This window comes from Microvirga sp. HBU67558 (assembly GCF_018069605.1).
Lineage (GTDB): Bacteria > Pseudomonadota > Alphaproteobacteria > Rhizobiales > Beijerinckiaceae > Microvirga > Microvirga terrae.
The window spans coordinates 1-10,920 of the sequence record NZ_JAGPUP010000427.1 but is presented as its reverse complement, the minus strand read 5'-3'; the positions used below and the strand labels follow the sequence as shown (position 1 = coordinate 10,920).

Sequence of the window (10,920 nt, the reverse complement as noted above, 5' to 3'; positions counted from 1 at the left end):
GATCCCGACCCGTAAGGCGCTCTGCTCTTCCAATCGGGATGGCCGGGACAAGCCCGGCCATGACATGGTGGCTTCGACGAGGAGGGTGTCAGCCGGCCGCAGGATGGCGGGAGAGGTGCGGGCCCGCAAGATCACTCCACGAACCAGGGATAGGTCCAGGTCTCTGTCAGGGCCCGGTTGCCGGCGCGCAGGAAGGCGCGCAGGTCTGTCGATTGTCCCGGCTCCAGCTTCACGTCGATGGCCGCCCGAAAGCCGTTCGTATGGTCGTTGGGCATGATGAACGTGTTGGTGATCTGCCCGACCGACGTGGAGGGCACCAGCTGCACCTGCTCGGGAGCGCCGAGATAATAGGGCAGGTTGCCGCCCGCGAAGTCGATGATGAAGCGCCGGTGCCGGGAATCGCTTGGCGCGTTCGATCCGCTGGCCCGGGGCGGGGTCTGAAAGGTGTTGATCACCTTCCCGCCCGGGTGCATGGCGCCGATCGCCGACGCGGCGCGCAGGCGATAGGACAGGACGACCTCCTGGCCGGGCTCGAAGGGCCGGTTCGGCTGCCAATACGCCACGATGTTGTCATGGGTCTCGTCCGGCGTCGGAAGCTCGACCAGCTCGACCCAGCCTTCGCCCCATTGGCCGATGGGCTCGACCCAGTAGCCGGGGCGCTGGTGATAATGGGCTTCGAGATCCTGGTAGTTCTCGAACACCCGGTCGCGCTGCATCAGTCCGAAGCCGCGGGGATTGTTGTCGCTGAAGGACGAGATCGTCTTGGCGCTCGGGTTGCGCAGCGGCCGCCAGATCCACTCGCCCGCGCCCGACTGCATGAGGAGCCCGTCCGAATCGTGGATCTCGAGGCGGTAATCGTCCGTCGGCTTCCGATCGTTCTCGCCCTCGAAGAACATGGACGTGAGGGGAGCCACGCCCACATTGGTGAGGGTCTGGCGCGGGAACAAGGTCGCCGTGACGTCGAGGGTGGTTTCCTTCGACGGGTAGATCTCGAACCGGTAGGCGCCGGCGACCGACGGGCTGTCGAGAAGGGCGTAGATGATGGCCCGTTCGTCGTTGAGCCGGGGCATCTCGACCCAGAATTCGCGGAAATGGGGGAACTCCTCCGCCTCGCCCCCTTCCACGTTGATCGCCAAGCCCCGCGCCGAGAGGCCGTATTTCTGGCCCGAGCCCAGGAAGCGGAAATAGCTCGCGCCCAGGAACGCGATGAGCTCGTCGAGGATCTTCGGGTCATTCAGAGGATAGTGGAGACGGAAACCCGCAAAGCCCAGATTGACCGGCAGCGGCCGCTCGATCTTGTTGCGGCCGTAATCGAACAGCTCGCGCTGATAGGGCACGGGCGTGGGCACCCCGTCGCGGATGATGTTCACGGTCACGGGGCGCTGGTAGAGGAAGCCCAGGTGGAAGAGCTGCATCCGGAACGGCCCGTTGCCGGAGCCGAGCAGGGCCTTGTCGGGCCGGAAACGGATGTCGCGATAATCGTCGAAGCTGAGCCGGTTGAGGGGCTCCGGCAGCTGGGTCGGAGGAGCCTCATAGGGTACGGCCGCCAGCTCGCGGGCGCGGCGCACCACATCCTCGTACCGGAAGGGGTTGGGCGCCGGCACGCCGGTCTGCTGCTGGGCTGAAGCCTGCTGGTGGAAGGCAGGCAGCGCGGTGGCTGCGAGCAGGCTTTGCAGGAGAGTACGGCGGGACAGGTTCGTCATGGCTGCGGGGCGTTCTCGGCTGAAGGAGGAAAATGGCTGGAATTCAAGGCATTGGAATATGGGGCTCGAGCGTCTTCCGTGTACCGGTCCCGCTTAATGGAGGCTGAACGGTGATGCGGGCAAGACACAGGTCCCGGCAGGGTTAAAAAAATCTCAGGCGGGGTTCGAAAAGCTCTTGTGATCCCTGGCGAATATGCTTATTTCACCCCTGCCCAATTTCGCACGTGCCTGTGGTCGCGTGCCGGTTGGTGGGCATCCGGACAAGAGGCCGGACAGCCGCCCGAGAGCGCCCTAGCTCTCGATACCCCTAACCGGCAGCCGGAGGCGAAAACCGGCGCACCTCGTTCTCAACGGGGGACGCGACTTAAAGCAACGACGAACGGGCTTTTTTGGTCTCGTTGGCCCTCCAAAGGTCAACACCGAAGAGGCTTGTTTATCATTGCCAGGCGTGCGGATGGAGTATCCCCATCCAATCCAAGGCAGCATCGTCGGGTGAAGAGCCCATCGCCGCTTCTCGTGTCTCCATCGCACGAAGCGGGATGCCATCTTTCCCCGCTGACGCCGGACGGCAGGACTTCCTGATCGTCTGAATTTCAATCCGGAGGCTTGAAGACCTCCATTGAACCTTTGGTGGGGAGAGCGCCATGACTCAGCGCATCCGTGAATTCCTGCGCAACCGACGTGAGGACGGCCCGTGCGTGGTCGTCGACCTCGAGGTCGTGCGCGACAACTACTCCAAGTTTGCCCGTGCGCTCCCCGACACGCGCGTCTTCTACGCCGTGAAGGCCAATCCGGAGCCGCAGGTGCTCAAGCTCCTGGCCGAGCTCGGCTCCTGCTTCGACACGGCGTCCGTGGTCGAGATCCAGCTCGCGCTGGATGCCGGCGCGACGCCCGACCGCATCTCCTTCGGCAACACGATCAAGAAGGAGCGCGACGTCGTGCGCGCCCTCGAGCTCGGCGTGCGCCTCTATGCGGTCGACTGCGAGGCCGAGGTCGAGAAGATCTCCCGGGCCGCCGCGACGGCCGGCATCGACGCGTCCGAGGTGAAGGTGTTCTGCCGCATCCTGTGCGACGGCGCCGGCGCCGAGTGGCCGCTCTCCCGCAAGTTCGGCTGCGTGCCCGAGATGGCCGTGGACGTGCTGGAGCATGCCTACCGTCAGGGCCTGGAGGCTTACGGCGTGTCCTTCCACGTGGGCTCGCAGCAGCGCAACACGGAAGCCTGGGACCAGGCTCTCGGGTCCGCTTCGGCGATCTTCCGTGAATGCGCTCACCGCGGCATCCACCTGTCGATGGTCAACCTCGGCGGCGGCTTCCCGACCAAGTACCTGAAGACGGTGCCGCAGGTCGAAGCCTATGGCGAGTCGATCTTCCGGGCGCTGTCGAAGCACTTCGGCAACCGCATCCCGGAGACGATCATCGAGCCGGGCCGCGGCATGGTCGGCAACGCGGGCGTCATCGAGGCCGAGGTCGTTCTCGTGTCGAAGAAGAGCCGCGACGAGGACGAGGTGCGCTGGGTCTATCTCGACATCGGCAAGTTCGGCGGTCTCGCCGAGACGATGGACGAGTCGATCCGCTACCCGATCCGCACGGAGCACGATCAGGACCGGATGGTGCCGTGCGTGCTCGCGGGTCCCACCTGCGACTCGGCCGACGTTCTCTACGAGAAGGAGCCCTACCTGCTCCCCGTCTCGCTGGAGATCGGCGACAAGGTGCTGATCGAGGGCACGGGCGCCTACACGACCACCTACTCGGCGGTCGCGTTCAACGGCTTCCCGCCGCTCAAGTCCTACGTGATCTAAAGCATTCTCCGCAAAAGTGGCTTGCCGGTTTTGCGGAAGCGAATGCGACTTTAGAAACTCACGTCCCGCCTGCCTCGTCGAATGAGGCAGGCACCAACCCAACAGAGTTGTCCCGGACGGCCTGCTCGGTCTCGAGCAGGTGCGAGGGCTGTCGCTCACCCCACGTGTTTTGGGAGGCCACGGCCATGATCACGATCCGCGAAGAAACCTTCCGCGATGTCGAGGCCCGCGAGGCGCTGCTCGATGCCTGCTTCGGACCCGCCCGGTTCCAGAAGACCTGCGAACGCCTGCGCGAGGGCAGGATGCCGGCCGACGGCCTGTCCCTGGTCATCGACCGGGACGGCGAGATCATCGGCACGGTGCGCCTGTGGCACGTCTCGGCGGGTCCGAACCGCGCCGCGCTGATGCTTGGCCCGATCGCGATCGATCCGTCCGTGCAGAGCCTCGGCCTCGGGGGCAAGCTCATGCGTGAGGCGCTGACGCGCGCCGCCGATCTCGGCCACAAGGCGGTGCTGCTGGTGGGCGACGCACCCTATTACGAGCGCTTCGGCTTCTCCGCCGGGAAGACCGGCTCTCTCTGGCTGCCGGGTCCCTACGAGCGCAGCCGCTTCCTGGCGCTCGAACTCGAGGCCGGCGCCCTCGACGATGCCCGCGGTCTCGTGTCCGCCACGGGAGCGTTCGAGCAGAAGCCCGATCTCGGCGCGCTCGTCGCTGCCGCCGCGCAGGGCGTGCTGGCGGGCCTTCGCCCCGCGTATTGAACCCGACGAGATCCTCCCGAGGGCTGGAGCATCGGACCCGAAAGTGGATCGGCACTTTTGGGATTGATCCGATGCCTCCTCTCTCGGGAGAGCGTCGCTCGACGCTCTAAACGCGCGCAGCCCTCGGGTTGGGCAGTACGAAGGTGACGGCCGCCGCCGCGACCATGTAGGCGGCAAAGCCCAGGCAGACCGCTTCCAGACTCACACCCGCATCGAACAGAAGGCCGATCGCGCCTGGCGTCGCGGCCGAGGCCACCACCATGATGGCGCCGGCAAGCGCCCGGATCTTGCCCAGATGCGCGGTGCCGAACAACTCCGCCAGAACGGCCGCGATCACCACGTTGGTGCAGCCGGACGTCAGACCGACGAGCCCGAAGAACACGAGCGGCAGGAACGGCGCGTCGAACGTCGCCAGCGTGACGGACGCCGCCGTCATGCCGGCCAGGTAGAAATGGCTGAGGCGCACGGCGCCGAACCGGTCGACGAAGCTGCCAGCGCTCATGGCCACCACCACGGACACCAGGGCGAAGAGCGTGATGCTGCTGGCCAAGAGCTCCAGGGACCAGCCCTTCAGATCCGCGATGAAGCGCTGATGGAAGAAATAGGCCGTCATGATCGCCGGGTAGCCGATCATGGTCGGGATGAGCGCCAGGAAGCGCCAATCACGCAGGATGTCGCTCCATCGCGGCCCCGGATCGCCCGAGGCCTTCTTGCGTGCCGATGCCTCGAGGTCCGCGTCCTTCGCCGCGAGGACAACGCCGAGCAGCCAGCCGGCGGCGAGCGCCGCCACGATGACGAGCGCGGCGATGCGCCAGGCGCCCGTCCATCCGAAGGCGGCGATCAGCGCGATGGCAAGGGCCGGAAGGGTCGCCTCTCCGGCCGGAAAGCCCAGCGCAGCCACGCCCAGGGCCCGCCCGCGCACGCCCTCGTGCAGGCGCGCCGTGCTCATCACGCCCGCATGGCTGAGCATGCCCTGGCCGAACAGGCGCAGGGCGAACAGGCTCAGGCCCAGCGCTACGAGGTTGGGCGCCACGGACAGACTGACTGCCGCCGCCGCCAGGCCAAGCATGGCTGTGGTGGCGTAGAGGCGAATGTCGACCCGGTCGATGACGCTGCCAGCCCAGATCATCAGGAGCCCGGACGACAGGGTCGCGAGGGAATAGATCGACCCGAAGGCGCCGTGCGTGAGACCGAAGGCCTGGCGGATGTCGGGACCCGACAGGGAGATGAAGAAGGTCTGGCCGAAGGATGACAGGAAGGTCAGGGCGAAGCCGAGCCCGATGATGCGCCAATACTGCCTGACAAGGTCGTGGAATTTCATCGCTCGCGGCCGGGTGAACGGAAAAGAGGTCTGCGATCATGCAGCCCTGTTGCACGATGTCGAGGGTGTAATGAGCACGGCGCGCCGGGGCTGTCATCCACCCTTCGCCATCCGCAGGGAAATTGCCCCGCCGGGCCGGGGGAGGGCCCCGGGCATTGACCCCGGGGGCTTAGCACTCCTACATGCGCCCAAACCCGCCGTTCGGCGTTTACCGTTTTCCATCTCTGCTATCGCGAAGGAGACAGCTCTGATGACCACTTGGCCCGTTCACGGTCGCATCACCGGCCCCATCGTCATGATCGGCTTCGGCTCGATCGGCCAGGGCACTCTGCCGCTCATCGAACGCCATTTCGAGTACGACAAGAGCCGCTTCGTGGTCATCGATCCGCAGGAGAAGCACAAGGAGCTTCTCGACGAGCGCGGCATCCGCTTCATCCAGCAGGCCGTGACCAAGGACAATTTCCGCGAGTTGCTCACGCCGCTGCTCACCGCCGGCGGCGGACAGGGCTTCTGCGTCAACCTCTCGGTGGACACCGGCTCCGTCGACATCATGGAGCTGTGCCGCTCGCTCAACTGCTTCTATATCGACACCGTCAACGAGCCCTGGCCCGGCTTCTATTTCGACAAGAGCAAGGGGCCCGAGTCGCGCACGAACTTCGCCCTGCGTGAGATCACCATGGAGGCGCGCAGGCGCAATCCGGGCGGCACCACGGCGGTGTCCTGCTGCGGGGCCAATCCCGGCATGGTGTCCTGGTTCGTCAAGCAGGCGCTGGTCAACGTGGCGGGCGATCTCGGGATCGCCCATGACGAGCCGAAGAACCGTGAGGACTGGGCCCGCTTGGCCCGCCAGGTCGGCGTGAAGGGCATCCACATCGCCGAGCGCGACACCCAGCGCGCCAGGTCCGAGAAGCCCATGGGCACCTTCGTGAACACCTGGTCGGTGGACGGCTTCGTGTCGGAGGGTCTGCAGCCGGCCGAGCTCGGCTGGGGCACGCACGAGACATGGATGCCGGAGAACGCCGGCACGCTCGGCCCCGACGCGCAGGCGATCTACCTGCTTCAGCCCGGCGCCAACACCCGCGTGCGCACCTGGTGCCCGACCCCGGGCCCGCAATACGGTTTCCTGGTCACCCACAACGAGTCGATCTCGATTGCGGATTATTACACCGTGCGCGAGGAGGGGAAGGCCGTGTACCGCCCGACCTGCCACTACGCCTACCATCCGTGCAACGAGGCGGTGCTCTCGCTGCACGAGATGTTCGGCAGCGCCGGCAAGTTCCAGGAGGAGCAGCACATCCTCGACGAGAACGAGATCGTGGACGGCATCGACGAGCTCGGCGTGCTGCTCTACGGCCACGGCAAGAACGCCTATTGGTACGGCTCTCAGCTCTCCATCGAGGAGACGCGCCGCGTGGCGCCCTACCAGAACGCCACCGGCCTGCAGGTGACCTCCGCGGTGCTCGCCGGCATGGTCTGGGCGCTGGAGAACCCGAACGCCGGCATCGTCGAGGCCGACGAGATGGATTTCCGCCGCTGCCTCGAAGTGCAGCTGCCCTATCTCGGCCCGGTGAACGGCCACTATACCGACTGGACCCCGCTCACCGACCGCCCCGGTTTCTTCCCGGAGGACATCGATTCGTCCGATCCGTGGCAGTTCCGGAACGTGCTGGTGCGGTAACCCGCTCATCGTCCTTCCCGACCGTCCTATGGCGGCCGGGAAGGGACACTCTCCACGTCGTCGCCGGCCTTGAGCCGGTGATCGCGATGCGAAGAGCGCAGCGTTACGAACAATCAGGATGGCCGGGACAGGCCCGTCCCGGCCATGACGTGGCGGATGTCATGTCTGGCGGCGAGGGCCGGGCACGACCCATGGAGTGAGCTGAGATGCCCCATTTCGAGGAATTCTACGCCAACAAGCTCCGCGGCGGCCTGGGCGTCACCGATGCCGAGAGCGTGCTCGATCTGCGGGCCGCGTCACGGGAAAAGGCCGCGGCCTCGATCCAGGACATGCTAGAGCGCAGCCGCTTCTCCCCGTCGAAAGCGGTGGCCATCCGCCTCGATCCGCCGCCGGAAGGCGGCGGCGAGACCCTGTTCCAGCCGGTCGGCAAGGCCCTGTTGGAGGCCAAGAAGCGCGGCTGGATCGACCGGCTGCAGACCCTGCCTGTCCAGGACGGCTTAGGCTTTTACGTGGTGCTGGCCGGAAAGCCGGAACGCGAAGCTTAAGCTCGCACCGCACCCCGGTGCGAGCGCGGCCGGCGCCACAGGCTGCGCACGAAGCCCGTCAGCAGGAGCAGACCGCCCCACATGGCAATGAAGCCCACAGCCGTCGAGAGCATGCCCTCCTCGGTCACCGGCAGGGCCGGCTCGAAGTCGCGGTAGACCGCCTCCATGACGTCGCGGTCGCCGTCGCGCACCATGAGCGCAACCCGCGCGAAGGGGCCGGCCTGCATCATGGAGGTCCGGTGGGCCTCGAGATTCCCCAGACGCTCCACATTGGCCTGCATGGCGGCGCCCTGGCGGCTGACGAAATCGTCCGCATTGGAGCGCAGGCGCGCGATGGCGCTCGCCTGGGTCTCGCCACTGGCCTGGGCATCCGAGTCGAAGCGCGCGATCACCTGCCGCAATTCATCGATCGCGCCGCCCAGCCGCTGGCGGTACTGCTGGGCGAATTCGGGACCCTGCGAGGCGACGATGCCGCCGCACAGGCCCAGTCCGAAAGCGATGATGCGCGTGATCCTGGGCAAGCTTGACCTCCGCGCATCGTGCGGGCCTGAGGGCCGCGTCAGCGAACAGTGGATCCGGTCTCCGCCCCACACGATGCGCTCTCGAGAAAATAGCATCGAATGGATCCACAAAGTGGTGCCCACTTTCCGGTTCGATGCCTCACGGGTCAAGAGCCTGAAGGATATCTTGTTCCATCACCTCGTCGAGGGGCTTCTGCACCTTCAGGGCCCGGGTTTTCCGACCCGGCTCCATCACCAGGATCACGGTCTCGATGCCCGGGCAGCCGGGATCGTTGCAGGCGATCTCGTTGACCGCGAAGGCGGTGTCGGGCAAGACCTGCAGGGCCGTGCGGGCCAGGTCCTTGACCCGGTCGACAGCCTGCTTGTCGGGCTTCGGCAGGCCGAAGGACCCTCTCAGAAACGCGCCGAACAGGGCCACGGGCGATCTCACGCGGGCAGGGTCAGGATGCCGGCCTGACCGTCCTCGCAGCCGAAGGCAAGGCGTTTGCCCCCCTTATCCCAGGCCATGGCCGTGATGCCGCTGTCCTTGACGGCCGGGCGCACCAGAAGCTCGGAGGCGTCGTTGAGGCGGATGAGCAGGATGCAGCCGTCCTCGTAGCCGACAGCCAGCACCAGAGTATTGGGGTGGAAGGCAACCCGGCTGACCTTGGCCGGGCGCACGCCGCATTCCCGCGGCGCCTTGCCCATGGGGCCTTCCTTCGATTCGAACGGCCAGATGATGGCCGCCTCGGCGCCCGAGGTGGCGAGCCACTTGCCGTCGCCCGACCAGGACAGGGAGCGCGTCTTCGACGGGTAGCCGCTCATGCGCATGTGGCCCTTGTCGGGGATGAGCCGCCAGCCGTGGAGGGCGTTCTCCTGCATGGAGGTCACCACGAAGCGGGCGTCGGGCGACCAGGTGACGTCGAGATGCGAGCCCTTCCATTCCAGGGATTCGGGCTTGGCTTCCACATTCGGGAACCAGAGAGTCGCCCCGTTGTAGTGGGAGATCGCCAGCCGGTAGCCCTTGGGCGCGAAGGCAAGGCCGCGGGCCGCCGAGGGAACCTCGAGGGTCTTCTCCCGGCCCTTGTCGTCGCGGGCGACGACCCTCTTGCCCGCCCCGTAGGCGACGGCCCCGCCGGCGCTGACGGCGAGCGAATCGATCCAGGCACCCTTCGTTTCGGCCAGCGTCTTCGTGGAGCCGTCGAGGCCGGTGACGGCGACGCGGCCGTCGTCGCCGCCCGTCACGAAGCGCTCTCCGTCGCTCGCCGCCACCAGCACGCCTGCATCGGAGTGAGCCTCGACCCGGTGGGTCTCGCCGTCCCGGGCCAGCAGAACGCCGCCGTCGCCGAGGCCGAAGGCGGCCGTACCTTTCAGCCAGCCGATGGCCGTGACATGAGCGCCCGCCGCCACGGGCGTCACGTTCTGGGTCAAGGACGGTGCGGTTCCAGTGCTCATCGATGGGATCCCTTCATGCGGGCTGCCCATAGCACGGATCATCCGATCGGGGGCAGGGGCATATCCAATTTCTCAACGGCGGGTGATCCACCAATGGCCCTGGGATTAGGCCTTTTGGTCTTTGGCCAGATCCGGGCGCTTCCTTCACACTGCGCGACTCAAGAAGGAGTGAGTGAATGCGAGTCCTGCCACTGTCCGCCCTGGTCCTTGCCGTCATGATTTCTGCGCCGGTTGTCGCGCAGGAACAGGGCGCGGCGCCATCGGCCAGGGAGGCGCGGAGGGCGGCCTGTCAGCAGGAGGCCAACCTGATCTACCGCACCAGCAGCCGGGGCATCGGCATGGCCGAGGATACGCGCAACCAGATCATCGCCGCGCGCAGGGCTCATGTGCGCGAGTGCATGGCCAAGGCGGCCCCGGGCTGAAAGCCCGAGGCCGGTTCGGCGGGATTTAGGCCGCGCAGGCCAGAAAGCCTTCCTTGATCGCCTTCTCGTTCAGGTCGCGGCCGATGAAGACCACCTTCGAGGTGTGCTTCTCGCCGGGCTTCCACTCGCCCTGGACGTCGCCGTCCAGGATCATGTGAACGCCCTGGAAGACGAAGCGCTTCGGCTCGTTCGGGAACGCCACGATGCCCTTGCAGCGCAGGATGTTCGGCCCCTCGACCTGGGTCAGGTTCGAGATCCACGGCATGAACTTCTCCGGATCCACCTCGCCGTCGAGATGCACGGCGACGGATTGCATCTCCTCGTCGTGATGATGGTGGTGGCCTTCCTCCAGGAAGTCGGGCTCCAGCTCGATGATCCGGTCGAGATCGAAGGCCTTGCGGTCGAGCACCTCGGCGATCGGGATCGAGCAGTTCTGCGTCCGATGGAGCTTCGCATAGGGGTTGATGGCGCGGATGCGCGCCTCGACCTCTTCCAGCTCCGCGGCAGACACGAGATCGATCTTGTTGAGGATGATCACGTCCGCGAAGGCGATCTGGTTCTTCGCCTCGGGCGCGTCCTTCAGGCGGGCGGAGAGCCATTTGGCGTCGGCGACCGTCACCACCGCGTCGAGGCGGGCGGCGTCGGACACGTCCTGATCCATGAAGAAGGTCTGAGCCACGGGGGCGGGATCGGCGAGGCCGGTGGTCTCGACGATGATGGCGTCGAACTTGCCCTTGCG

The 10,920-nt window shown here is 66.4% G+C and carries 11 protein-coding genes; 5 read left to right on the top strand and 6 right to left on the bottom strand.

Features of this window, described 5'->3' with window-relative positions; translation table 11 throughout:
- Positions 1–131 precede the first annotated feature (131 nt).
- Entirely contained in the window at positions 132–1,703 is a 1,572-nt protein-coding gene (locus KBI52_RS04260) for a glucan biosynthesis protein (RefSeq protein WP_210805576.1), read from the bottom strand.
- Between the two features lie 644 nt (positions 1,704–2,347).
- On the opposite strand from KBI52_RS04260, the gene KBI52_RS04255 reads away from it, so the two are divergent.
- Complete coding sequence (locus KBI52_RS04255; protein ID WP_173946044.1) at positions 2,348–3,502, top strand: type III PLP-dependent enzyme; 1,155 nt, start codon at positions 2,348–2,350, stop codon at positions 3,500–3,502.
- A gap of 185 nt (positions 3,503–3,687) precedes the next feature.
- Positions 3,688–4,260: a GNAT family N-acetyltransferase gene (locus KBI52_RS04250; protein WP_210805574.1), complete on the top strand. Its 573-nt coding sequence runs from the start codon at positions 3,688–3,690 to the stop codon at positions 4,258–4,260.
- 106 nt (positions 4,261–4,366) lie between these two features.
- Here the strand turns inward: KBI52_RS04250 and KBI52_RS04245 are convergent, their stop codons facing one another.
- A complete protein-coding gene (locus tag KBI52_RS04245) occupies positions 4,367–5,581 on the bottom strand; it encodes an MFS transporter (RefSeq protein WP_173946046.1) in 1,215 nt (404 codons plus the stop codon).
- A 250-nt stretch (positions 5,582–5,831) separates the two neighbouring features.
- Between KBI52_RS04245 and KBI52_RS04240 the strand changes: the two genes are divergently transcribed.
- Both KBI52_RS04240 and KBI52_RS04235 read left to right on the top strand, forming a co-directional pair.
- The gene (locus KBI52_RS04240; RefSeq protein ID WP_210805572.1) at positions 5,832–7,259 is read left to right on the top strand and encodes a homospermidine synthase; all 1,428 of its coding nucleotides are present in this window, start codon (positions 5,832–5,834) and stop codon (positions 7,257–7,259) included.
- 206 nt (positions 7,260–7,465) lie between these two features.
- The gene (locus tag KBI52_RS04235; RefSeq protein ID WP_173946048.1) at positions 7,466–7,804 is read left to right on the top strand and encodes a hypothetical protein; all 339 of its coding nucleotides are present in this window, start codon (positions 7,466–7,468) and stop codon (positions 7,802–7,804) included.
- On the opposite strand, the gene KBI52_RS04230 is transcribed toward KBI52_RS04235, so the two are convergent.
- The 3 genes from KBI52_RS04230 to KBI52_RS04220 form a co-directional block, all read right to left on the bottom strand.
- On the bottom strand, positions 7,801–8,325 hold the full coding sequence (locus tag KBI52_RS04230; protein WP_247654175.1) for a DUF2937 family protein: 525 nt from the start codon (positions 8,323–8,325) through the stop codon (positions 7,801–7,803). The two genes, KBI52_RS04235 and KBI52_RS04230, sit on opposite strands and share 4 nt — an antisense overlap.
- Positions 8,326–8,464: 139 nt before the next feature.
- A complete protein-coding gene (locus KBI52_RS04225) occupies positions 8,465–8,743 on the bottom strand; it encodes a hypothetical protein (RefSeq protein ID WP_173946050.1) in 279 nt (92 codons plus the stop codon).
- Positions 8,744–8,751: 8 nt separating this feature from the next.
- Entirely contained in the window at positions 8,752–9,759 is a 1,008-nt protein-coding gene (locus KBI52_RS04220) for a WD40 repeat domain-containing protein (protein ID WP_210805568.1), read from the bottom strand.
- Positions 9,760–9,935: 176 nt separating this feature from the next.
- Between KBI52_RS04220 and KBI52_RS04215 the strand changes: the two genes are divergently transcribed.
- Positions 9,936–10,181 (top strand): hypothetical protein, encoded by a 246-nt coding sequence (locus KBI52_RS04215; RefSeq protein WP_173946052.1) that lies wholly within the window; start codon positions 9,936–9,938, stop codon positions 10,179–10,181.
- A gap of 25 nt (positions 10,182–10,206) precedes the next feature.
- Here KBI52_RS04215 and KBI52_RS04210 read toward each other — a convergent pair.
- Positions 10,207–10,920, bottom strand: a 714-nt coding sequence (locus tag KBI52_RS04210) for a GTP-binding protein (protein WP_210805566.1), incomplete at its 5' end; no start/stop codon positions are given.

Excerpts from the sequence above, each read along its gene's own strand:
- KBI52_RS04245 (WP_173946046.1), bottom strand. The coding sequence starts at position 5,581 with ATGAAATTCCACGACCTTGTCAGGCAGTATTGGCGCATCATCGGGCTC.
- KBI52_RS04250 (WP_210805574.1), top strand. The coding sequence starts at position 3,688 with ATGATCACGATCCGCGAAGAAACCTTCCGCGATGTCGAGGCCCGCGAG.
- KBI52_RS04260 (WP_210805576.1), bottom strand. The coding sequence starts at position 1,703 with ATGACGAACCTGTCCCGCCGTACTCTCCTGCAAAGCCTGCTCGCAGCC.
- KBI52_RS04255 (WP_173946044.1), top strand. The coding sequence starts at position 2,348 with ATGACTCAGCGCATCCGTGAATTCCTGCGCAACCGACGTGAGGACGGC.
- KBI52_RS04240 (WP_210805572.1), top strand. The coding sequence starts at position 5,832 with ATGACCACTTGGCCCGTTCACGGTCGCATCACCGGCCCCATCGTCATG.
- KBI52_RS04235 (WP_173946048.1), top strand. The coding sequence starts at position 7,466 with ATGCCCCATTTCGAGGAATTCTACGCCAACAAGCTCCGCGGCGGCCTG.
- KBI52_RS04220 (WP_210805568.1), bottom strand. The coding sequence starts at position 9,759 with ATGAGCACTGGAACCGCACCGTCCTTGACCCAGAACGTGACGCCCGTG.
- KBI52_RS04215 (WP_173946052.1), top strand. The coding sequence starts at position 9,936 with ATGCGAGTCCTGCCACTGTCCGCCCTGGTCCTTGCCGTCATGATTTCT.